This window comes from Weissella paramesenteroides (genome assembly GCF_051903945.1).
GTDB lineage: Bacteria > Bacillota > Bacilli > Lactobacillales > Lactobacillaceae > Weissella > Weissella paramesenteroides_A.
Map to the genome: position 1 here is coordinate 951,742 of NZ_CP192268.1, position 21,712 is coordinate 973,453.

The window sequence follows — 21,712 nt, forward strand, 5'->3', positions numbered from 1 at the left end:
AATTTGATTATCGTTATTTAATAGCACTCCTATATTATAGGTGACATAGAGAAAATAATATGTTGTTAAATAAATACGATTCGAGGTATGTATTATGGAAAGTACAAAAAAAAATTATAAAATGTATAAAGCTGGGAAGATATGGATATTCAGTTCAATTATTGCTTCTTCCCTAGCTATTGGAATAAATACTTCAGTTGATAATATACATGCGGATGGAAATGTCAATAAAGAGACAGCAATGTCTATGAAGAGCACAAATGATAAATTAGTTCAAAATATTCAAAATAATATTACGATCCCAGCTGATTACGTTAAACAAGCCAAGGATGATGGGCCATTTACCGCTGGTGTAAACCAAGTGATTCCCTTTGAATCGTTTGGTGGTGATGGTATGTTGACTCGCTTATTATTAAAAGATGCGCAAATGTCTCCTTGGTCAAATAATGGTACTGCTATGAATCAAGCCTTACTGCCGGTAAGTGGATTGGAGGATGGTCAGTACTTTTATGAAGTTGATTTAGCAGGTGATCTATCTGGGCTACAAGGACAAGCACTTATTGATAAATTGAGTGCAAATGGAGCGAAGACGTACGGTGCTACTGTTAAGATTTATAAAGCAGGCGCAGATGGGAAACCCGACTTAACACATACAATTGCAGTTAAAAGTGATGTTAAAATTGCTGTCGATGATGACGAAAATGATAAATCAGATTCAAAATTAGTGCAAAATATTCAAAATAATGTTATGATCCCATCTGACTACGTTAAACAAGCCAAGGGTGATGGGCCATTTACCGCTGGTGTAAACCAAGTGATTCCCTTTGAATCGTTTGGTGGTGATGGTATGTTGACTCGCTTATTATTAAAAGATGCGCAAATGTCTCCTTGGTCAAATAATGGTACTGCTATGAATCAAGCCTTACTGCCGGTAAGTGGATTGGAGGATGGTCAGTACTTTTATGAAGTTGATTTAGCAGGTGATCTATCTAGGCTACAAGGACAAGCACTTATTGATAAATTGAGTGCAAATGGAGCGAAGACGTACGGTGCTACTGTTAGGATTTATAAAGCAGGCGCAGATGGGAAACCCGACTTAACACATACAATTGCAGTTAAAAGTGATGTTAAAATTGCTGTCGATGATGACGAAAATGATAAATCAGATTCAAAATTAGTGCAAAATATTCAAAATAATGTTATGATCCCATCTGACTACGTTAAACAAGCCAAGGGTGATGGGCCATTTACCGCTGGTGTAAACCAAGTGATTCCCTTTGAATCGTTTGGTGGTGATGGTATGTTGACTCGCTTATTATTAAAAGATGCGCAAATGTCTCCTTGGTCAAATAATGGTACTGCTATGAATCAAGCCTTACTGCCGGTAAGTGGATTGGAGGATGGTCAGTACTTTTATGAAGTTGATTTAGCAGGTGATCTATCTGGACTACAAGGACAAGCACTTATTGATAAATTGAGTGCAAATGGAGCGAAGACGTACGGTGCTACTGTTAAGATTTATAAAGCAGGCGCAGATGGGAAACCTGACTTAACACATACAGTTGCAGTTAAAGATGATGTTAAAATTGCTATTGGTGATAAGAAAGATGGGTCTAGTTCAAACAATATAATGGATTCAAAAAATCCAGATATGAATAATAGTACGATGAATTCAAAAGATTCAGCCACTTCAGATGCAAATAGTGGTATGATGAATTCAAAAGATTCAGCCACTTCAGATATGAAAATGAAAGAGGCTGCCATGTTACCAAGTACTGGTGTTAATGAAAGTAAGCCATTAGTTCTTCTAGGGACATTGTTATTATCAATCTTTTCATTATTTGGACTGATAATGACGCGTAAAAATAAAGCAAAGTAATTATATTTTAGTTTAGTAAGAAATAGCACCATACTCATTAAGTATGGTGCTATTTTTAGAGGAGGTTATTATTGTTATGAAAGCAAATATCTTATTAGTTGATGATGAGTTTGAAATTGCAGAAATTAATATGAAATATCTTACACGAGCTGGCTACAATGTAACTGTTGTATACAATGGAAAAGAGGCGTTAGATAAATTTCGTAAGCAAAGCTTTGATTTAATTATTACAGATATAATGATGCCAGAAATGGATGGGTATGAGTTAATTGATGAAATTCAATTAATGAGTGAAAAACAAGCTTTTCTTTTTATTACAGCAAAATCATCTGATCAAGATAAAATCTTTTCTTTAAGTTTAGGTGCTGATGACTATATTGTTAAACCATTTAGTCCCCGTGAATTAGTCCTACGTGTAACAAATATATTGAGAAGAGTAAATGAAGGTAACAATGAATTTACTATATTAGGTAATTTAAAAATAAATTATCATGCACACGAAGCCGAGATTAATGGTCACCGCCTTGAGTTGACAGTTAAAGAATTTGAATTGCTATGGATATTAATAAGTGATTCTAATCATGCTTTTTCAAAATCCGAATTATATCAGAAAGTTTGGCATGAAGATTATCGAGAGAATATAGATTCAAATACGTTAAATGTTCATATTCATGACTTACGAACAAAGTTATTAGAAAATGGATCTGAATCTACACCTAAAATAAATACGGTTTGGGGTTTAGGATACAAAATGGAGGAATAATTTATCAAATTAAAAAATATAATAATTTCAGGCTATCTGGTGTCCATAATTTTGACAACAGTTGTTACATTTATTGCTGTTAACTATATGTTAATTGATAAAAAAGAAGGATATTTAATTGTTTTTGCAACTTTATCTGCAAGCCTGTTGGGCGTAGTTATTAATTTGTTGCTACTAAGGCCAATATTTAAATCATTAAATAGCTTACGTAATCAAACAAAGAGTATCTCTAATAGTGAATTTGCTGTGATTAGTGATATTCATTATCCTTTAGAATTTAAAGAACTTTCAGATGATATTAATCATATGTCACTTAAACTAAAGGATACATTTGAAACCTTACACGCAAGTGAATATGAAAAAAATATAATGATTGGCCAGTTATCACATGATATTAAGACGCCTATTACATCAATAAAATCAACAATTGAAGCTATTACTGATGGGATTATTCCCAAAGAAGAAGTTGGATTCTATTTGAATACAATGAACCACCAAACTGATCGATTAAATTCATTAGTCGAGGAATTAAGTTATGTTTCAAATAATAAAGAGCATAATGGACCAATTACAAATGTGATTGAAGTATACGTAGATCAACTAATAATTGAACTTTTATCTGAATTTCAATTTCAATTAGAAAATGAACATCGAAATGTTGAAGTCAACATTATTCCTGAAAATGCTAATATATATACGGAAAAGGATAAATTATATCGGATACTTTTTAATCTGGTTAATAACGCACTAAAGTATTCAGATAAAGGAACGAAAATAAGAATTGATACAATCTTAAAAAGGAATTTATTTACTTTTAAGATTACAGATCATGGTAAAGGAATACCTCCAAAAGACATTGATAACATATTTCAACGTTTATACCGTGTTGATGAATCCCGAAATTCACAAACCGGAGGACACGGACTGGGCTTATACATTGCTAAAGAACTTGTTGAACAATTGGGAGGCCGCATTTCCGTAAAAAGCGAAGAAAATAAAGGAAGTACTTTCTCTGTAGATATTCCAATTAGTTTCCCCATTGAATAAGCAAGTTGATATTCTTATAATTTATTGTTACCTTTTAGAATTAAATTTAATTGAAATGTATGGAAAGGTAATGAAAAATGAAAACGGCAAAAAAAATTTTTCAAATCATTTTAACGATCATTGTGTTATGTAGCGTTAGTTATATCTGTTATCAGCAAGATTGGTTTGATATCCACAATAAGGCAGTTCAAACTATTCGAACACAGAAAGTGAAAATTGATAGTCATAAGAAAATTCGTTTGAACGAGCGTAATCAAGTTAGACAACGACTAATGCGTGAAACACAAACTGGATTGAAAAAACAGGGATATGTTAGTATTCCTACCGTAGGTATCCTCGAACCAATTTTTAACGATGCCTATTCAGAAAAAGGACTGCAAGCAGGTGCCAATTACGCAAATCGTAGTCAAGTCGATCCAACTGGTAAGCAGGTACCAGTGATGGGGCAGGGTAATTATGGATTAGCAAGCCATAACTTTGATGATGGGTTAACTGGTTTTAGTGGATTACAGCAGAATTATCAAAATGATGCACCATACTTGGTAAATGGGCAGCAGCAAACAAATAACTGGTTGAATCATAAAGCGATTTACTTAGCTAATAAAGATGGTATTTATGAATATCGGATTAAGCAACAAAGATTGGTTAAAGCTAATGATGTGAATGTCCTTAATCCTACAAAACGTGCACAAGTGACAATAATTACCTGTCTATTTCCTAGCACGTCATATCGTATTATTACTACAGGATATTTGAAAAAAGATTATACATGGGCAAAAGCGCCTAGTAGGGTTGTTTCATACTTTGATTTAACAAAGCAAAAAACCAATGCACATGTCGATTGGTACAATCCAGGTATTGAAGAAGGTGCTAATGGTAATGCCGGTGGTACAAAAGCAAGTGAATAATTAAATGCAAGAGGAATTAGTATTAGTGGATATCTAAAAATTTGTGATTTGAGATTTATAGTTAAATGCAACCTTATGCTTTTATCAAATAGGTAATATAAAATGTAGGTTGCAAACTTGATAATATCAGTGTTTGTAATCTGCTTCATGTTTCATGAGTTAAAAGTCGATAGGTAATCTTTCTGAAAAGGGGTTAGTGCCGATAAACAAGTGTTCGTAGACTTAAACACTTATTTCCAGGCAGTATCTTTAATAATACTGTTTGGAAGCTTCTTGTTGGCATTGTTGACGTATAGCTACGATCACCACAAGAAGTAAGACAAATTAAAAACCGCCCTTAACTTTGACGAGTCAGGCGGCTTTACTTTATATTAACTCAGCCACCGTTGAAGTAGCCCAGGCTCCGTGTTACCAGCACGGGGCTTTTCGTTTACCATCAGATTATAGCATGAATTAATTAATTAACTAAATAACTAAGATTATGAACCTAGACCAATCTTAGTTGACATAAGACCGATTATAATTAGTTGTTGATTTGGCGGGCTTGATCGATGCTTGCTCACTAAGACAAATTCACAAACTAATTTTTAGTTGATTTTGTTCTTTCACAAAGTAGTTATCCTTGTAAATTTCACAATCTAGACCAATTGTTTTACTATTCATTGTTTTGAATCATTTTTGTTAGATCTCTTTGGGAAACTTCTTTTTTAGGCAGGGATTGGGTTGCTTTACCAAGTTATTCAAGTAAAGTTTCGATATTTTCATCTTTTGATTTATCATACTTATCTTGTTCTTTTTGCTGATCGTTGGTTAATTTCATTTGTTGGCTCCTTTTTTGGATACTTTTATACTGACTTTTGTGCTTGGTAATTTTGCCACCGATTTCGGATATAACTCCAAATGTACCCAATACAGAAGGCAATGGCACAGATTAAGTCGACACCAATCTTTTTGATTAACCACCAAATCAATTCCAAAGGAATCAATACACACCAAACAGCTATTCGATATATCAAACCGATTAATAATCCGGCTATATAACTACCAATTACAATAATAAAACTAATCATATATGTTGCCTCCTTTCATGGGGGTTCTAAAGATATATGTATCCTAACTGTATGTCGTAGTTAGGATTCCTGGCAATTTGCAGTAGTTCATTAGTATAGTTTATCGCATCAATCTATGACGCAAGGAGGATGCCAAGGCGATCTTTAAGGCGGCCACTTTCCATAATTTTTAAGTTATTTTCACTATATCATTTTTTGTGAATAAGCTGTTGAAATGACCCACGGGTAAATCTATTGATTCGTTACCTGCCAATTAGCAAGTTGTTTATTAATTAGTTTTTGTAATTGAGATAAAAAGTTGACGTTCGACATATGTTTTTGAAAAGTTAAAGCAAGGATACCAGCTAAATATTGCGTAAAGTAATTTGCAGTAGCTAAATCGCTCACGAATAAACGAAAAGTTGTCTGACCAAAAGCCGGTGTAAAAATACCAAAACTTATTTGATTGGTTGTGTGTTGTACAACCAGTTGATATGTATTTTCGGGTGTTATGATGTTTGTTTGAATCATGTGTTATTACCTCCTAAATTTTTTCTGTTGGTCAATTGCTTAATTAACTAACGTTTATTTCATTTTGACAGGAGGACAATTAAACAGGCGGGCCAAATAACAAGGGCGGCAACGCCGTGTTATTTACCCTTGTTATTTGGTCTAGTGCTGCTTAGGACGTAGTCCTTAGCAGTCACTGGCTGTTTTATCGTTTGGATGGCAAAAGGAAATGTTAGTAAACTGAGCAGTGTTGAACAACGTGAAACCATTTGTTCCCCTTGTTTTAGGGGACAGGGGTAGTATTGGAACCCCGCTTGGCGGGGACTGGGGTATGCAGAGAAGGGCGCAGTGCGCCCCTGGTTCTTAGATTGTCATCCAGTCGCTAAATGGTGTCTCAATCTCAAATTGAGCATACTGTAAGTCGTTGCTATCCAGGACGATTTTTTCGTCTAGGTAAGCTTGCCGGGCTTGTTCATCAATATCTTTTTCGTCGTCGACTGTTAGCGTGACCGTCTGTGTTAGCGTTTCTTCATAAGTTACTATTATATCTTTTTTCATGAATTACCTTAATTACCTTTCAAAATCGTTTTTAACATGGAAGTGAACAGATTGCATATCGTCGGGGGTTAGAACGATTTCGCCGTTGTCATACATTGTCATGGCTTTTTCGTCTAGGTCGTCAATATTCATTTCTGGGGTCATCTCAAGTTCAACTTCTTTTTTGCGATACTCTTCAAATACTACACGACATTTCATGGTCAATTCTCCTTAGTTGTTAAAGTGGTAGGTTGTGCCATTTAATAACACGTCATTAAAGGTTTCATATGTTTGAGCGTTTAACATGTGCGCCTTTTTGTTTTGTTCAAAGTCGTCTGATACTAGCGCTAGGGCTTGGTATTGTTGTGCTGACATGGTACTTGGCTTAATGCCCATATCAAGTAGTACAAGCGCTTGGTAGAACAATCGAGGACTTTCTTTTTGCAAGCCGTTCAACATGTTATAAATGGTTTCAACCAGTTTTACGCTAACGTTGGCGGAAACCAGTTCTTCATAACCAGTTGATAAAGCTTTTTTGTAATGCTCCTTTGGTACTTGGGTTTCCTGGTAACCATAAGTAATATCTGACATAGCTTGCGCCATTTTTGTTAAGGGCAATTTTGTAAAATCATCATAATAAGTTTTTGTCATTTTTAACTCCTATCCTAATTTAAAACCTTGAAATTCGTCATTAGCTAATCTGATAGTGATTTGTTCATCTCTAGCTTGTGCAACAATTAAGTGAAAAATTAAATCATCAACTTCTTTGGTTGATAAATCAACGTCGGAATAACTTTCGTCATGTTCAGGAAAAGGGACTGGTGTTGGACGGTCTCCACGCCATGAAAAAATAGACAATGAAAGGTCGGTTGTGTTTTGTGACATACTAAAACTCCTTGCTTAGGCCAGGTAACCTATAAAAATTTTTCTGCCAGCGACCACCTGTTGTCGCTGGGTTTGTCGTTGTGACGGGAAATTTTTTGCAGGTACCGGGACAAAGTACAAGGGCGGCGTAGCCGTGCTATTTACCCTTGTACTTTGTCCTAGTTATCCTTAGTCGCTTGGCGACTTAGGACTAACTGGTGCCTGCTATAAATGATAGGCACATAAGGCAGACCCAGTGTCATCAGGTGGTTGGCAGGCGTAGGCCTTCTTAGACCCCCGCTGGCGGGGACTGGGGTACATAGTAACGACTTGAATATATTTTATTATTTCGATAGCATACGAATCATAGATGCATTATTAAGTTGAATTTTTAATGACTGGGAAGGGAAAAACTATCTTATTTAAAAACGATCAAATATACAATAATCTGTCACCAAAAGGGAAATTAGCTTATTTGAGAGAGATTCAAAAGGGCAATCAAGTTGATCCGGATGAATTTAATCATATTGAGCAAGTGTATGTTGAACCAGAAGAAACCTTTGATTTAGGAAAAACAATGATTCAGCTAACTAATGATCAAAAAAATGAGGGAAAAGTATTAGCATATATTGATAAGCAACATAATCCGAAGTCAATTCCAGAAGTTGTACAGGACTTGCGTCGAGTATTGGCCACAAATATTACGGATGATGAGGGCAGGTGGATTTTGTCATGTGTTATTGCTTATTCAGAAGAGTATTATCAAAAGGCCATACAGTTAATTGCTAGTTAATATGAACAAAATAGCTCCACAAGTATTGGAAAAATATCCAATATTTGTGGAGTTTTATTTTGTTTGTTTTTGTATTAAAGATTTGATTTTAGTGGTCATAAAAGGGGTGGGGCGTTTTTACATTGGCCTTTTAAATTCAGTTACGATAACCATAGTTAATCAAAACAAAAAAGTAATGGGGGAATTGACACATGGTATCAAAGAAATTAGCAGCACGTTTAGCAAAGAAACAGGACGAATTAGAAAATGCCCAAGAAAAGGTGACAACACTTAAAGGTGAAGTAGCCTACCTTAAGAAACAGGTGGAGTTAGAGTTGGTGCAAAAGCTACAACAACATTTGCAAACAGAAGACTTAGTAGATGTTGAAAAGTTTATCGAGCAAGTTTCACCAATCGAATCACAAACTGACAATGAGGGTGGTGAGTTGAATGACGATTAATCGTGAGGCGATGAAAGCTTTACCTATCCAAGGATACTTAGATTATAAAGGTATTGATTATACCACTGAACATAATCGTTTACGGTTAGTGGATCATGATAGTTGCATCATTAATACTGATAAAAACGTCTTTTTTTGGAATTCTAAGCAGTTATCCGGTGATTTAGGGGATTTTATTAGTGCTTATGAAGATGTCACGCCAAAGGAGGCTTGGGTGCGCTGGTCTGACTATAAAAATCATTATGATAATCAAGACGAACAGGCACAAGACAAATATAAGCAAAAAAGCGCAACAAATAATTATCAATTTAATTGGAAAAGATGGCGTACCTCGCAATCAACTAACAATACTGAAAATTATTTAGTGAATGAACGAGGCTTTGATAAAACCTTTGTGCAGCGTTTGACAGCATCTGATTTTATTAAACAAGGGAAACCTCGCCAAGACCGGCAGACAAAAGAATGGCAAAAGCCGGCCGTCTTATTTCCTTGGCATGATGAAAAAGGCGAAGTTGTCGGATTAGATCAACAAGGAACTGAAATTGATTATGAGAAATATGGTAAGCTTGGTACGCAAAAGAAAGTTGCCGCTGGCTCAGATTCTAATTACGGGTATAACTTCCATACAGGGAATGGTGCTGATCAACTATTAGTATTTGAATCACCAATTGATGCTTTATCGTACGCACAACAACACTTTCCAGAATTGGCGCATGAAAATGCGACATTTTTATCATTATCAGGAACTGATCATCAAAAAGTGCTGTCACAATTAGATCGTATGAATCAATTGAACGGTCATTTGCCTAACAAATTGGTGCTAGCGACTGATAATGATTTAGCCGGGTTTAAAGCAGTTGATCAATTTAGTGTTTTGCAATTTGAAGGCATGGAAAATATCCGCCAAGTACCAACCAAAGGAAAAGATTGGAATGACCAACTAAAAGCAAATGATCCTGGTATTAAAACAATGACAATGGAAGAAAGTCATAAACGATTAGAGGCATTAGAGACTTTCAGTAAGCAAGCTAAGCAACCATCGAACAAGTCCATGAAGGTTAAGGATGAAAAACAAGTCGCTAGTGCTAAGTCAGGACGATTAGCACGCGAGCAACGGCGGACTGACCGAAAGGGCAAAAGTCGTGAAAAAAATGAAGAGATTATCAAAGATGCTTTGCAACGTGTGAAGAATTATCAAAATGATCCGAAAGAAGTACAAAACTATTTAGATTTTGTGGCTCAAGGACAAAACTATTCACCACGAAACACGATGCTGATTTATGGGCAACGTCAAGACGCCACTATCGTGAAGGGATATAAGCAATTTGCCGAACAGGGCATTCAAGTTAATAAGGGCGAACAAGGTATGAAAATATACGGCGCCCCTAAAAACTTGCAAAGCATTATCGCGCCAGATGGTAAGCAAGTTTATTGGCGTGATGCAACCGCAGAGCAGCGTCAACAAGCTAAAACTGGTGACCTAGAAATGCGGTCGATTAAACATTATCCAATTCAAACAGTGTTTGATATTAAACAAACAAATGCCTCACTTGATGATTTACCCAAATTGCTGCCTAATCGACCAGTTAATTTATCAACTGATCAATCCGATGAACAGTTACAAACGGTGTATGACACGTTGAAAGAATACGCAACTGAACAACAACATGTGAAGGTGATTGATCAAGATAAAGGGGCAATGAAATTTTTAGCAGATCACAAGCCAATGACAAGTAATGGTATTGCGAAAGGTGCGACTGTCATTAATCGTAAGGATCCAGAAGATAGAAGTATCGTCTTACGACCTGATTTACCAGTCACCGACCGAATTGCGACACTGGCGCATGAAATGGGACATACAGCGTTGCATCAACAGAGTGACGCTAATACCTCAACTGCTGAGAAGGAATTACAAGCAGAAATGACTAGTTATGTTGTTTTAAAAAATATTGGTGTTGAACCGGGTGATATTAGTGAAAAGTACATGAGTGATTGGACGAAAAGACTTAAAAAAGTCGCTGATATGAAAGATAGAAATCCTAATTTAATGGCTGATGTGACCAAAGCGAGTACGTCGATCACTAATTATTTGTCAGACCGCTTATCTGATGGCCAAACAATAACCAATGAGAGACGGGTGGCGCCTAATATACATCCAACGGCTGTACAAATGGCCACGAATCAAGCAATACAAGATCAAGCACAAGAGGAAACAAGAGGACGAACAAGATGAGCAACACGACAATACAAGGAAAATTAGTTCAAGTTGCACGCGGTAATGGGCTATATATGTTGTCAGTTGAAACCGGTCGGGCAGACGGTTTACTGGTATTACCAGCAACGGCCGAGCAATATCACCTATTATTTCCAGCAGGTGACCCCGTACTAAATGACCACTATGAAATAACTTTTAAACAAACACCTGAACAAATAAAATTACTCAGTGTATTTGATTTAGCTGATGAAGTGGTACCAGCGGAATTAGTTCCCACTTTAATCACGACACAAGATTTTGACTTACAAGGAGAAGAGTTTATGGATACAAAAAAGGAAGCTGCTGCTTTAGAGAAACGTTTAGCGGCCATCCGACAAGATGAATCATTGATGCAAGATATTCAAGCGGAAGTTGATCAAGAAGAGCAGCAACGATTAGCAAATATTAAAGCACGGCAAGAAGGACAAGGTATTGAGCAATTATTTACCGAAGAAGAAATTGCCAATATGAACGCCTATAAGCCAAAAACACAACCACAAGGTGCCTCATTATCGGCACGAACGCAAGTTGCCACCGATGCTAATGATTTACCAATGGAAGGAGATTAATCAAATGACCAATACACCATATTTAGATCGTTTTACTACCAACTTGAATCAAATCATTAGCGCTCAACCGGATGAATATGGTGCCTTTGGACGTGATGTTGAATTAGGACGATTAGTGCGCATCTTGAATCAACATAAAAAGAATAGTGCTGCTATTTTGGGTGAAGCGGGTGTTGGTAAAACGGCGTTAGTCGAGGAATTGGTGAAGCGAATCATAACGCAAGATGATATTTTGCATGGGACGTTATTAGACCGACAGGTAATTTCTCTAGAGTTAGCTAGTTTAATGGAATCAACAGCTGGTAGTAGCTTTGCCTCAAATTTGCATCATATCGTTGATGAAGTGAAAGCCAATCCGAAGATTCTATTATTTATTGATGAAATGCACGAATTGATCGGTACAGGTGCTGAGGGTGGCTCAGGTATGGATGCCGGTAATATTTTAAAGCCAGCCATTGGTCGTGGTGAAATTCAAGTGATTGGGGCAACGACTAATAATGAATTTCGTCAATATATTGAGTCAGATAACGCGATGGAACGTCGTTTTGATAAAGTGCTGCTGGATGAATTTACACCAAGTCAAACGCGAGCAACTTTAAAACAGATTGTCGATGATTTACCAGCAGGTGTTGAGGTACCGGAAGAGGCATTAGATACAATCATTAATTTTTCTGACCGCTACATTACAACCCACTTTTTCCCCGAAAAGGCGATTACCTTACTAGATAATGCGCTAGTTGAATCAAAAATGAACAACCATTCGGTAATGATGGAGAGTGATATTGCAAGTATTATCCACGAAAGGTATCACGTCCCCATGTCTGTCTTAACCGAAGAGGATGATAAACGGTTATTTCAATTGTATGAACGGATGCAAACGCAAGTAATTGGTCAAGATGCCGCTCTAAAGAAGATTGTTACCAGTATTCGCGTTCGTGCGGCTGGTTTAGGTGATATGACGAAACCATTATCATTTCTACTGGCAGGCACACCTGGTGTTGGTAAAACCGAAACCGCTAAGGCAATTGCGACACATTATTTTGGTGACGAGCGACAACTAATTCGTTTTGATATGTCAGAGTTCAAGTTTGCTAAGCAGTCTATGGCAAGATTTGCGGAACGGGCGGCAGATGCCGTTAAGTTTAATCCCTATTCAGTTTTGTTATTAGATGAGATCGAAAAAGCTGACCCAATGGTGTTGGATTTATTGCTACAAATTTTGGATGATGGTCGTTTAACCAATGAACGTGGCCAAACGATTAACTTTAAGGACTTAATCGTTGTCATGACAACGAATATTGGGCATCAATTAATCATTGAGCGGGCAGCAAAAAGTGAAGCTTATCGCCGTGATTCGCAGCATCAAGAAACCTTTGGTAAGAACTTTGAAAATGCATTATTAGGAGCTGACTTACGACAAGAATTTATTAGTCGTATTGGAGCAATTATTATCTTTGAACCGCTAGAAATACCAAATGTTAAAAAGATTATTGATTTAAAACTCAGTCATTTAGATAAACGAGCGCAGCGACAAGGTTATCACTTAATCTTTCGTGATCAAGATGTGATTAATTTAATCCCTAGTTTTTCTGACAGCCTTGAATATGTTGGTGAACAGGTAGTTGAATCACACTCATTAATTGATTTTTTGGTTGATAAGGGTTATCGAAAGAGTTTGGGAGTCCGTCCGTTGGATGATAGCATCATGGATTTCGTTCAAGCAAGGATGGCTGAATCTATTTTGAACGAACGGCGAACAGGGCAAGCCAATGGACATACATTTGTTTTTCGTGCTTGGGGAGCGCCACCAGATGAAACACATCCTAAAGGTAGTTGGCAGTCAGTGGTGACTCAAGTTGACTTAGACACGCAGAAAGTAGGTATTCATGAGTAAAGAATGGTTCGGGAATCGTTATGAGCAATCGCGTGCCTATGAAAAAAGTAGCCAAATCAGATTACGCGGTCGTTGGTGGTTTCAATTAATTGTTTTTCTATTATATTGCTTGGTTGGTGTAATTTTTGCCATCCTGTTAGGAACCCTATCAGAGGTCATTTGGTACATTATTCGTTCAGGTCTTGGAAACATGGCATTAAACATGTTCAATGTATACTTCCAACCGGCGTTTAGCTGGGAATACTTGCAACAATACGCAACATTTACCTTAACTGGTGGCGTCTTACATGAAAATTCTTTTGTTATTTGGATTATCATGCTCCTTGCTTTTGGGATTTTCTTACGGTTAGGGATTAAAAACTGGTATGACTGGGTACAAAAATTCGGAGATCGTACCACTAACCAAAATCGTTGGGCAACCTTAAAAGAAATAGATCGTACTTATGTTTTAATTCCAGATCGCAATAAGTTTTATAAAGGTGCATCCGGACAACCAATTAGTCATATATCGGGGTATTCCTATGAATTTCTTCGATTACATCCAATCCTTTGGTTAAAGCAAATTGGTAAAAAACTTGGAGGATTGAATCGTGAAACCTTTCCCGGTTATTATCAAACATTACGACCAAAACTGATGAATTTGAAGTTCACCAAGCGTTGGTTCAAAGGACAGGAAACAGTTGAAGGTGGGTTTACTGGTTTTTACTGGATTGATCCTAAGCCAACACATGCCATCACAACTGGTGCCACGCGTTCAGGTAAAGACCAACGTCGTGGGTATATCTTTATTGATATTATGCGGCGTGCAGAAATTCAACCAAATATTATTGATACCGATGCGAAAAACGAAGATGCCAAAATGTCATTTATCCCTTTGCAAAAAGCGGGTTATGAAGTGCAGCTATTAAATATTGCTGATACTGATTGGTCAGAATCATGGAATCCATTTCAAGTTGCTTTGAATTATGCAATGGATGGTGAACTTGATAAAGCCCGTGATGAGGCAATGGTTATCGTGCAAATTATTGGTTCTTCTAGTTCATCGGAAGGTGGCAATGATATTTGGGATAAGACCGCCGAAGATACGCAACTAGCAATTATTTTAATTCTCTTGTGGTTAGCCATTGAAAATCAAGACCAAACCCTAGCAACACCTGCCGGTGTCCCGCAATTTATTAATTCAGTTAATCAATTTAATGATCCAAAAGATAAAAACATGGATGGTTTAACCCAATATTTCAACATGTTACGTGAACTTGATCCGATGCCACCAATTATTAATGAGGCGATCCTAAAAGCTGGTTCTTATCTAGGAGCAACTGGTGATACGAAGTCGTCGGTTATGTTTACCTTGCAAAGCCGTTCAAGCTTATTTGCGTCTGAAACAGTCGCACGACTTACCTCACGGTCAACTATTCAAATTGCCGATTATGGTTTCCCCAGAATGTTAAAGGTCAATGTACCAACAGGTTACGCAGGTACAACGGCCAAGGTGGAATTATATAAACGTGAAGATAAAGAGGCAAAAGGTAGTTATCTAGAACAGGATGCCGTCAAGGTGAGTCGAGCTGGTGTTATTCAATATCCATTTCATGAAGTATTTCCGGATGAGTGGTTAATCAAAGTTCACTTTGCAGACAAAGGAAATCCGAAACATCTACGGGATTCATGGATACAAATCAGTGGTGAAAAACGTGTCAAACGTAATTTAAACCACACCATTAAGATTAATCCGCACAGCAAGCATTCAGTTAAAAAAATCGTGACGTATCCATTGGAACAACATTTAACTAATGGTAGTAAAGAGACTGATAATAAGGCAACGTTTAGCTTACGTTATTCAGAGGCACCGAAAGCGGTATTCATCGTGACACCTCAAAGCAACGATAATTATGCCGCGATTGCCTCGCTATTCTTAGGACAAGTCTTTTCAGTTAATACACAGATTGCCTCAGAAATTACCCGTCGTAAGATGGATCGTCAGATTATCTACACGTCAGATTATCTACAAATTGAATGAGTTTTCAATGTTTCCAAGAATCCCTGGTTTTGATAATTTCTTAACGCGTGGACTAACTTATGGTCACATTGTTGATATGTATGTCCAAGATGATGTGCAAGTTGCTAAGCAATACTCAGAATCAGAAGCTAAAGAAATTATGAATAACATGTTGACGCAGTTTCATATTCAAACCAAGGATCGCGATACTAACCAGGCTGTTTCTGAACGACTTGGTGAAATTGAAGTTCAAAAAGAAATTGTTAATTCTCAAATGGGTGAGCAACAACAAGATAAAGGTAATCGACAAATATCCATTGATAAAATGCCGTTACTTTCTGCTAAGGAACTTGAAGAGTTGAATGATGGTGAAATGGTCATTATGCGTACTGCTAAACGTAATGATAAGAAATGGCGTCGTATCCGACCACTGCCAATCTTTGATACTGGTAAGACATTGATGCCAAATGCGCATGATCTAATTGGTCAAAGTTATCATTTGGATTACTACACAACAGACTTACGGATTAAAAACAATACTAAGAGCCTCAGCTATCAAGATATTTTCCAGGATTACAGTGGTTATTATCAACAATTAGCTACACAAGTTAATCCGGAAACCCAACCGGCAGAAGAAAATTTTCAGGAGCCAGCAACGGTAGCAAACACAGCGACAACCCCGGAGACGACAGCACCTGAACCAAGCGGTAATCATGTTGCAGCTACGCTGCCTGAAAAAAACACATTAGAATCAGCATCTCAAACAATCTTTAATACAGAAGAGTCAACTGATACTAAAACTAATTCAGCTGTTTCTGAGCCTGATGACGTTGGAATTGACGACTTTACATTATGGCAACAAGAATTTGAGAAGGATCCAACTGCATCTATTCTTACAGGAACAGATTTAGCAAATCCGGGTGTAATACAAAAGTTTGAAGAATTGGTCATTGCCGAATTAGAAGATAATACCGATTTATCAGAACAACAGATGAAGGCGCTAAAACTAGCTAAAGAACATGTATTAGTTCGAAAGATGCCTGGTATTAAGACACGTCAGGAATTATTACATTTATTTAATGACGAGCAAGAGGAAGTCTTTAACTTAGAAGAGGATGTAAAAGAATTCAAGGCAGCAAATGCTGGGTAATATGAATAAATTAAGGAGGAAAAGCGATGTTTGGGTTAATAACTCTACCAGCTGGTGGCGTGAATAATGCCTTTTACGAATCGTGGGCGGATTATTTACAACCTAAGTCACGGATGTTTCTGTCTGTTTTACAAATGATGTTTCAAGGACTTGCAGATATTTTCTATGATCTAGCCAACGCTGTTTTAACGGCTTGGAACGCGGCCTGGAAATTGGCTGATTTTAGTGGTTTATTTACAGATGCCAAAGAAGCCAATGATATGACCGGTTATCAGTTAGTCCAATATACAGGCATGTTTTTCACGATAGGACTTGTCATTATGTCGATTATGATGGCTATTCAATTAGTGCAATTTAATTTAACTTCCGGTAGGCGTGGTAAAGAATGGCCAGCTGGAATCGTCACCGCTGTGATCATTATCGCTTTAGTACCTATGCTGATTTCAGGGGGTACTAAGGTTGCTGAGAGTATGAATACGACACTGCTTGGTGATAATACCGAGTCTGCAAAAAATGGTGGCCATAGTATTTTAACGGACGTTTGGAAAAATAATTCTGTTGATTTAAAGAAGGTGGCACAAGCCAATTTTGATGTTGATGAAAAACATATTCATGATTACAGTCCGATCAAAGAAAATTCATCGAATGCAATTGTTAAATCATCTATTTTTACTAGCGTGATTGATGATAAAGACAAAAAAGACATTAAGGATAAAAATGCTAGAAAGGTATTTGAAAATAAACAAGGTGACGATGATAAAGAAAAGTTGGATAAAGGTGGCTGGATCAAAGGAAGTGAGGATGCCTATCCACGAATTAAAGTAAATTGGATGGGAATTATTGCTGCTGAGATTGTCTTTGCGATTGTCGGTTTCTTAGCAATCATTGAATTAATCGTACGCTTTTTCCGATTAGCCTATTATTCGCTAACTCTACTTGCATTAGCTTTCCGTGATATGGAAGGTAAAAAAGCAATGCAAATACTGCATGTGATGGAAGGTAGCATTCTAGGAATTGCCTTGTTACCACTAAATGTTATTTTATTCTTTGCTTTCGTGCAATGGGGTATGACAGCAATTAATAATCAAAGTTTATCATGGGGGCCTTATACGGTTGTTAGTGTTGCGCTACTTTTAGCTGCTGGAAAAGGTCTGTTATCTGGTTTTGCGTTAGTTGATGATTGGACGGGAACACCTACTGGACATGGTGGTACTGCTACTGGTCTGATTGGTGCTGGTGCCGCAATAGCTGGTGTTGGTCATAGCACTAGAGGCGCAGTAGCAACGCCTTTTTTCCATGGTGCTGCTAAAGTTGGCCGCGGTGCAGCTAAAGCTGGGGAAAAGACTGCCAATGGTGCCAAATCGCTTAAAGATAAAGTGGCACAAGCACGGAAACGTGGTGATGATACTCAAAATGATGTCCAAGGTGGCAAACATAAGAAGTCTGATCTAATTGATGTAGGAACAGGCAGTAATTCGTCAAACTCAGATGCTGTACAACAAGCTGGTAAATCCAGCTCATCTGGTACTGGTAATAAGGCCACAACGAATAGCGATGTTCATCAATCAAAGAATGTCACAGGCATTCCAACAACTAATACAAGTCAAGCGGCTAACCAAGAAAGTCATGACAATGATACAAGACAATCAGGTACGATTAATGGGCCTGGTAATCAGCAGACAGGATCTAGAACACCAGCGGATGCGCATAATTCAGGTATTCAACCTGGTAGACCATTGACGAGTCGCAATAATCTATCTGGTAGTCAGGTAAGTTCTAAAAATAGTGGTTCAACTGTAAGTAGTCAAACGACAGGTTCATCTTTAAATAATGAGCTGTCTAATCCGTCAATCGCTTCAAGTTCGGATTCAAGTGATAACAGCACGGTGCCAGTTGGTATGAGTATTATAACGAATACGCCTAGTTCGTCGCCAAACAATTCTTCTGGGACAATGAACAGTAACACCAGCAATAATCCAAGACCATCAAGTAACTCGCCAAAGACCACACAACCTACGGCAGTTGGTAATACGTCACAGCCTGGTAACCCGGTCAATACAACGGTACCTGCTGGTAATATTGGTAATCGAGTTACAAATTCTGTAACGCATACAATGAGTCAGCAACCAAGTAGGTCAACGGATATGCCAAATGCTAATCCAAGTAATAGATCGACTAATAGTAATTATCAAAGCTTTAATCCACAATCAAATCCAAAGCCTGCTGGAAATCCAGGGGTAACACAAGATTCAAGATTTAGTGAATCTAGACAATCGCAAAATAAATCACAGAGTCAGTATTCTAGGCTACAAAAAGAGTTACAAAATGATCTTAAAAAAGCTTATCCAAAGACAAATGCTAATAAACAAAGATTATAAAGTCATGATAACCTTAAAGAGGGTCGGTAATGAATTAGTAATAAGGAGAGTTATATGAGTCTAAAACTAAAATGGATTATTGGGACAATTATTGCATTAATCGTTGTTGCTGGAGGTGCGTCTTATGGAATTTATCAACATAACAAACCTCTGACAGATCAAGAGTTCAAAGAATTAGAAACTGACAAACAATTTGATAAAGCTCCTGAGGGTCACTACGTGCACTTACGCAAGAATGATGCTACGTTATATAGAACTACCTGGAGTAAATATAAAATTAAAAATTTTATGATCAATTGGGGAAGTAATGATGTTATTACAAATGAAGATGGAACTACAACAAAGAAAACTTTAAACTCTAATGGGACTACTAATATAAAAACAAAATTAGGAACTAACCATGTCTTTAACGATAATATTCTTCTTGATGAAGAAGAAGGTGATGGGATTTTAGGTGAAATTTGGGATAGTATGTACGACAATGGCTACTGGGAGTCTAAAAAGAATGTTTCTGATAAATCAGATCTTTACAAGTGGTATTTCAATAGTCCGCAACAAGCGCAAAAGGACGCTGACGTTAAAGATAATGTTACTCAGATTGTTCGATAATATTAAGTATACTTAGAAACATACTTATAAGTATACGCAAAAGTATAATAATAAATATACGCATAGTAAAAGGCACCACGTTACGCAATGTGATGCCTTTTTGTGTACTGAATATTTTATTTTTCTTGGTCGAGTAGTGCTTGGAAAACATCGACGGCAAAACTTGATAAACCATTGTAGCCGTTCTTTTTAGCTAACTTAACGAGATCTTGTTTCATGCTAGGCAACATTGTAATGGAAACGGATTGTTTACGTTCAGTTGCCTTTTTTTGATTTAAGTCCACCCCAGCGACCAAACTTGCTGCCGGATTGTTACGGACAGGATTATTGGCAAAAGCATCTTTCATTTGTGATTCAGAAGAAGATTGATTTTGTTTTGAATTAAATGACATGGTTAAGCCTCCGATTCATTTTGAATAGTCTGTGTCATTTGGGTAAATTGATTGATGAGGTGTTCTTTGAAACCAGGATATTTTTTAATTTCACTATCAGGCATATCGACCACGGCTTGTTTTTGTGCCGTAGACTTTCGCATAATTTCACGGGCGTTAATTTGAGCAATAACGTCAGGCATATTATCTAGCGCTTGTCTAAATTCGCGACTTTCTGTGGTGTTATGTTGTATTTTATTACCAAGAAAATAGACTTTTGCATCAATGTCACTAACACCGGTGCGTGGATCAACGCTATCCTTTCGATAATCAGCCATGCGTAAATCAAACTGAGTTTTTAGTTGTTGAAAGCCATATTCACTAGGTTCAAGTGGCACGATATACAATATCACTGACTGCAATCATATTCTTCGTTAGTAAACCAAACTCTGGATGGGTATCAATTAAAACAAAATCCTAGCTTTGAATTTTTTCAGCGTTAGCGTTCATCCATTGCATTAGTAAATATTCACGATACATTTTGGTTTGGATTAAACCTTCCACACGATCTAAATTAGGTGAAGCGGGTAATAAATCAATATTTTTCGTTGCGTTTCTTATCTCAGGGTCACCATCAATGAACACGTCTAACAAAGTATGTTCAATGGTAATTAAGTTATACGAAGAACTTAAATTAGCCTGAAAATCACCGTCGATTAATAAGATTTTATAGTTGTTTTTTGCTAGCCAAGCAGCGTAATTAAAGATAATAGTAGTTTTACCAACGCCGCCTTTTGAACCTGTAAACGTCATAATTTGCATCTTATTTTCCTCACTGTTTCTTTTATTCTTGTCAAAATGAAATAAACATTAGTTAATCAAAGGAACATTAGATTAATGACTATAAATATTATAACACCAGGGTTAATAGCTAAGTATACTTAATACCCGGATTATTCATCAATATAAACAAAAACCCGCTGAAACAGCAAGTTAATACCGTTTCAGCGGGTTTTGCACTTTCACCCGTTGGGTGAAAACCAAAGGAGCTCTTTTTTATGATATTTTGTTAGTGAAAAACAAACCAAATACTCAAAAATTGGAGCGTCTAAAATTATGACTCAAAAAGTATTACCTAGCAACCCTTTAGTTGCAGTTTCAGACAATGGGGCACCAATTACCTCGGATGGTGGCAACGTGCTGCTTAGTATGTTTCTGAATTCACCTGTAGTTTCCAGGCTCTTTAATAACGTTGAATTCAACGATAATCGCAAAAGTCCACGCTATGCTAAGGTAGAATTATTATTGCAAATGTTTCCCTAAGGGAACGCAATTAAGCGATGTCAGCCAACAACAAGTCAATCAAGTGGTCGCTGAAATTAATAGTAAGCCATTAACGCACGTTAATAAGCAGCAGAAATCACCACAATATCTGTTTAAACGTGCGACTAGGCGTCTACGGCAACGTACCCAGCATAACGATCAATTAGTAGCTAGCTAATTGAAAAATGGTTAAACAACATACATAACAGCAGTACAGCAATTTGATTAATCGCAAAAAGTTCAGGAACATCTGGTTAAAATTGTATTTTGATGAGGTGCGTTTTGATGTGTCTTAAAATGCTAGTCTAAATCAAACAATACTACATAGATTATGTTAAAAAGTTACAAAGCACTAATTAAAGGTAAAAAAGTAAA

The 21,712-nt window shown here is 37.0% G+C and carries 24 protein-coding genes and 1 pseudogene; 16 read left to right on the forward strand and 9 right to left on the reverse strand.

The window, feature by feature from the left end; translation table 11 throughout:
• Positions 1-94 precede the first annotated feature (94 nt).
• The 5 genes from ACQ4QH_RS04515 (at position 95) to ACQ4QH_RS04535 (ending at position 4,915) form a co-directional block, all read left to right on the forward strand.
• On the forward strand, positions 95-1,879 hold the full coding sequence (locus ACQ4QH_RS04515; RefSeq protein ID WP_439819426.1) for an SSURE domain-containing protein: 1,785 nt from the start codon (positions 95-97) through the stop codon (positions 1,877-1,879).
• A gap of 76 nt (positions 1,880-1,955) precedes the next feature.
• On the forward strand, positions 1,956-2,642 hold the full coding sequence (locus ACQ4QH_RS04520; protein ID WP_439819427.1) for a response regulator transcription factor: 687 nt from the start codon (positions 1,956-1,958) through the stop codon (positions 2,640-2,642).
• Between the two features lie 51 nt (positions 2,643-2,693).
• On the forward strand, positions 2,694-3,689 hold the full coding sequence (locus tag ACQ4QH_RS04525; protein ID WP_439819428.1) for a sensor histidine kinase: 996 nt from the start codon (positions 2,694-2,696) through the stop codon (positions 3,687-3,689).
• 77 nt (positions 3,690-3,766) lie between these two features.
• The gene (locus tag ACQ4QH_RS04530; RefSeq protein ID WP_439819429.1) at positions 3,767-4,597 is read left to right on the forward strand and encodes a class A sortase; all 831 of its coding nucleotides are present in this window, start codon (positions 3,767-3,769) and stop codon (positions 4,595-4,597) included.
• Between the two features lie 210 nt (positions 4,598-4,807).
• Positions 4,808-4,915 (forward strand): putative holin-like toxin, encoded by a 108-nt coding sequence (locus tag ACQ4QH_RS04535; RefSeq protein ID WP_439819430.1) that lies wholly within the window; start codon positions 4,808-4,810, stop codon positions 4,913-4,915.
• Between the two features lie 527 nt (positions 4,916-5,442).
• Here the strand turns inward: ACQ4QH_RS04535 and ACQ4QH_RS04540 are convergent.
• The 6 genes from ACQ4QH_RS04540 to ACQ4QH_RS04565 all read right to left on the reverse strand — a co-directional run bounded on the left by ACQ4QH_RS04540 (position 5,443) and on the right by ACQ4QH_RS04565 (position 7,578).
• Positions 5,443-5,667 (reverse strand): hypothetical protein, encoded by a 225-nt coding sequence (locus ACQ4QH_RS04540; protein WP_147161852.1) that lies wholly within the window; start codon positions 5,665-5,667, stop codon positions 5,443-5,445.
• 231 nt (positions 5,668-5,898) lie between these two features.
• Positions 5,899-6,177, reverse strand: a complete 279-nt coding sequence (locus tag ACQ4QH_RS04545) for a hypothetical protein (protein WP_115470475.1) — start codon at positions 6,175-6,177, stop codon at positions 5,899-5,901.
• Positions 6,178-6,519: 342 nt separating this feature from the next.
• On the reverse strand, positions 6,520-6,714 hold the full coding sequence (locus ACQ4QH_RS04550) for a hypothetical protein (protein WP_115470474.1): 195 nt from the start codon (positions 6,712-6,714) through the stop codon (positions 6,520-6,522).
• A 12-nt stretch (positions 6,715-6,726) separates the two neighbouring features.
• On the reverse strand, positions 6,727-6,912 hold the full coding sequence (locus ACQ4QH_RS04555; RefSeq protein WP_115470473.1) for a hypothetical protein: 186 nt from the start codon (positions 6,910-6,912) through the stop codon (positions 6,727-6,729).
• Between the two features lie 12 nt (positions 6,913-6,924).
• Positions 6,925-7,344, reverse strand: a complete 420-nt coding sequence (locus tag ACQ4QH_RS04560) for a hypothetical protein (RefSeq protein ID WP_115470472.1) — start codon at positions 7,342-7,344, stop codon at positions 6,925-6,927.
• Positions 7,345-7,353: 9 nt separating this feature from the next.
• Positions 7,354-7,578 carry a hypothetical protein gene (locus tag ACQ4QH_RS04565; protein ID WP_115470471.1) on the reverse strand — a complete coding sequence of 75 codons (225 nt, stop codon included), beginning with the start codon at positions 7,576-7,578 and terminating at the stop codon, positions 7,354-7,356.
• Positions 7,579-7,951: 373 nt separating this feature from the next.
• Between ACQ4QH_RS04565 and ACQ4QH_RS04570 the strand changes: the two genes are divergently transcribed.
• The 9 genes from ACQ4QH_RS04570 to ACQ4QH_RS04610 all read left to right on the forward strand — a co-directional run bounded on the left by ACQ4QH_RS04570 (position 7,952) and on the right by ACQ4QH_RS04610 (position 19,643).
• Complete coding sequence (locus ACQ4QH_RS04570; RefSeq protein WP_439819431.1) at positions 7,952-8,350, forward strand: hypothetical protein; 399 nt, start codon at positions 7,952-7,954, stop codon at positions 8,348-8,350.
• A 191-nt stretch (positions 8,351-8,541) separates the two neighbouring features.
• Complete coding sequence (locus ACQ4QH_RS04575; protein ID WP_439819432.1) at positions 8,542-8,790, forward strand: hypothetical protein; 249 nt, start codon at positions 8,542-8,544, stop codon at positions 8,788-8,790.
• On the forward strand, positions 8,780-11,023 hold the full coding sequence (locus ACQ4QH_RS04580; RefSeq protein ID WP_439819433.1) for a toprim domain-containing protein: 2,244 nt from the start codon (positions 8,780-8,782) through the stop codon (positions 11,021-11,023). Before ACQ4QH_RS04575 ends, ACQ4QH_RS04580 begins: the two co-directional genes overlap by 11 nt.
• Positions 11,020-11,613, forward strand: a complete 594-nt coding sequence (locus ACQ4QH_RS04585; protein ID WP_115470467.1) for a hypothetical protein — start codon at positions 11,020-11,022, stop codon at positions 11,611-11,613. The genes ACQ4QH_RS04580 and ACQ4QH_RS04585 overlap by 4 nt, the downstream gene beginning before the upstream one ends.
• Positions 11,614-11,617: 4 nt before the next feature.
• Entirely contained in the window at positions 11,618-13,507 is a 1,890-nt protein-coding gene (locus tag ACQ4QH_RS04590) for an AAA family ATPase (protein ID WP_439819434.1), read from the forward strand.
• Positions 13,500-15,527, forward strand: a complete 2,028-nt coding sequence (locus tag ACQ4QH_RS04595; protein WP_439819435.1) for a type IV secretory system conjugative DNA transfer family protein — start codon at positions 13,500-13,502, stop codon at positions 15,525-15,527. Before ACQ4QH_RS04590 ends, ACQ4QH_RS04595 begins: the two co-directional genes overlap by 8 nt.
• A gap of 7 nt (positions 15,528-15,534) precedes the next feature.
• Positions 15,535-16,656 carry a TraM recognition domain-containing protein gene (locus ACQ4QH_RS04600; RefSeq protein ID WP_439819436.1) on the forward strand — a complete coding sequence of 374 codons (1,122 nt, stop codon included), beginning with the start codon at positions 15,535-15,537 and terminating at the stop codon, positions 16,654-16,656.
• A gap of 26 nt (positions 16,657-16,682) precedes the next feature.
• Positions 16,683-19,034 (forward strand): pLS20_p028 family conjugation system transmembrane protein, encoded by a 2,352-nt coding sequence (locus ACQ4QH_RS04605; RefSeq protein WP_439819437.1) that lies wholly within the window; start codon positions 16,683-16,685, stop codon positions 19,032-19,034.
• Positions 19,035-19,088: 54 nt separating this feature from the next.
• Positions 19,089-19,643, forward strand: coding sequence for a hypothetical protein (locus ACQ4QH_RS04610; RefSeq protein ID WP_439819438.1), 555 nt, complete (start codon positions 19,089-19,091; stop codon positions 19,641-19,643).
• 116 nt (positions 19,644-19,759) lie between these two features.
• Here the strand turns inward: ACQ4QH_RS04610 and ACQ4QH_RS04615 are convergent, their stop codons facing one another.
• The 3 genes from ACQ4QH_RS04615 to ACQ4QH_RS04625 are packed head-to-tail and all read right to left on the reverse strand — an operon-like array spanning position 19,760 to position 20,836.
• Positions 19,760-20,035 carry a hypothetical protein gene (locus ACQ4QH_RS04615; RefSeq protein ID WP_439819439.1) on the reverse strand — a complete coding sequence of 92 codons (276 nt, stop codon included), beginning with the start codon at positions 20,033-20,035 and terminating at the stop codon, positions 19,760-19,762.
• A gap of 2 nt (positions 20,036-20,037) precedes the next feature.
• Entirely contained in the window at positions 20,038-20,436 is a 399-nt protein-coding gene (locus ACQ4QH_RS04620; protein ID WP_439819440.1) for a hypothetical protein, read from the reverse strand.
• 55 nt (positions 20,437-20,491) lie between these two features.
• Complete coding sequence (locus ACQ4QH_RS04625; RefSeq protein WP_439819441.1) at positions 20,492-20,836, reverse strand: ParA family protein; 345 nt, start codon at positions 20,834-20,836, stop codon at positions 20,492-20,494.
• A 294-nt stretch (positions 20,837-21,130) separates the two neighbouring features.
• Here ACQ4QH_RS04625 and ACQ4QH_RS04630 point away from each other — a divergent pair, with 294 nt between their 5' ends.
• Both ACQ4QH_RS04630 and ACQ4QH_RS04635 read left to right on the forward strand, forming a co-directional pair.
• Positions 21,131-21,337 (forward strand): hypothetical protein, encoded by a 207-nt coding sequence (locus ACQ4QH_RS04630; protein ID WP_439819442.1) that lies wholly within the window; start codon positions 21,131-21,133, stop codon positions 21,335-21,337.
• Positions 21,330-21,515 (forward strand): annotated as a pseudogene (locus ACQ4QH_RS04635) (IS30 family transposase); the annotation flags it as partial. The gene ACQ4QH_RS04630 and the pseudogene ACQ4QH_RS04635, both read left to right, overlap by 8 nt.
• Between the last annotated feature and the right edge of the window lie 197 nt (positions 21,516-21,712).

What these genes read in the sequence shown, in the direction of transcription:
- ACQ4QH_RS04515 (WP_439819426.1), top strand. Translation starts at nt 95, where the DNA reads ATGGAAAGTACAAAAAAAAATTATAAAATGTATAAAGCTGGGAAGATA.
- ACQ4QH_RS04520 (WP_439819427.1), top strand. Translation starts at nt 1,956, where the DNA reads ATGAAAGCAAATATCTTATTAGTTGATGATGAGTTTGAAATTGCAGAA.
- ACQ4QH_RS04530 (WP_439819429.1), top strand. Translation starts at nt 3,767, where the DNA reads ATGAAAACGGCAAAAAAAATTTTTCAAATCATTTTAACGATCATTGTG.
- ACQ4QH_RS04540 (WP_147161852.1), bottom strand. Translation starts at nt 5,667, where the DNA reads ATGATTAGTTTTATTATTGTAATTGGTAGTTATATAGCCGGATTATTA.
- ACQ4QH_RS04545 (WP_115470475.1), bottom strand. Translation starts at nt 6,177, where the DNA reads ATGATTCAAACAAACATCATAACACCCGAAAATACATATCAACTGGTT.
- ACQ4QH_RS04550 (WP_115470474.1), bottom strand. Translation starts at nt 6,714, where the DNA reads ATGAAAAAAGATATAATAGTAACTTATGAAGAAACGCTAACACAGACG.
- ACQ4QH_RS04555 (WP_115470473.1), bottom strand. Translation starts at nt 6,912, where the DNA reads ATGAAATGTCGTGTAGTATTTGAAGAGTATCGCAAAAAAGAAGTTGAA.
- ACQ4QH_RS04560 (WP_115470472.1), bottom strand. Translation starts at nt 7,344, where the DNA reads ATGACAAAAACTTATTATGATGATTTTACAAAATTGCCCTTAACAAAA.
- ACQ4QH_RS04565 (WP_115470471.1), bottom strand. Translation starts at nt 7,578, where the DNA reads ATGTCACAAAACACAACCGACCTTTCATTGTCTATTTTTTCATGGCGT.
- ACQ4QH_RS04570 (WP_439819431.1), top strand. Translation starts at nt 7,952, where the DNA reads ATGACTGGGAAGGGAAAAACTATCTTATTTAAAAACGATCAAATATAC.
- ACQ4QH_RS04575 (WP_439819432.1), top strand. Translation starts at nt 8,542, where the DNA reads ATGGTATCAAAGAAATTAGCAGCACGTTTAGCAAAGAAACAGGACGAA.
- ACQ4QH_RS04580 (WP_439819433.1), top strand. Translation starts at nt 8,780, where the DNA reads ATGACGATTAATCGTGAGGCGATGAAAGCTTTACCTATCCAAGGATAC.
- ACQ4QH_RS04585 (WP_115470467.1), top strand. Translation starts at nt 11,020, where the DNA reads ATGAGCAACACGACAATACAAGGAAAATTAGTTCAAGTTGCACGCGGT.
- ACQ4QH_RS04590 (WP_439819434.1), top strand. Translation starts at nt 11,618, where the DNA reads ATGACCAATACACCATATTTAGATCGTTTTACTACCAACTTGAATCAA.
- ACQ4QH_RS04595 (WP_439819435.1), top strand. Translation starts at nt 13,500, where the DNA reads ATGAGTAAAGAATGGTTCGGGAATCGTTATGAGCAATCGCGTGCCTAT.
- ACQ4QH_RS04600 (WP_439819436.1), top strand. Translation starts at nt 15,535, where the DNA reads ATGTTTCCAAGAATCCCTGGTTTTGATAATTTCTTAACGCGTGGACTA.
- ACQ4QH_RS04605 (WP_439819437.1), top strand. Translation starts at nt 16,683, where the DNA reads ATGTTTGGGTTAATAACTCTACCAGCTGGTGGCGTGAATAATGCCTTT.
- ACQ4QH_RS04610 (WP_439819438.1), top strand. Translation starts at nt 19,089, where the DNA reads ATGAGTCTAAAACTAAAATGGATTATTGGGACAATTATTGCATTAATC.
- ACQ4QH_RS04615 (WP_439819439.1), bottom strand. Translation starts at nt 20,035, where the DNA reads ATGTCATTTAATTCAAAACAAAATCAATCTTCTTCTGAATCACAAATG.
- ACQ4QH_RS04625 (WP_439819441.1), bottom strand. Translation starts at nt 20,836, where the DNA reads ATGCAAATTATGACGTTTACAGGTTCAAAAGGCGGCGTTGGTAAAACT.
- ACQ4QH_RS04630 (WP_439819442.1), top strand. Translation starts at nt 21,131, where the DNA reads ATGACTCAAAAAGTATTACCTAGCAACCCTTTAGTTGCAGTTTCAGAC.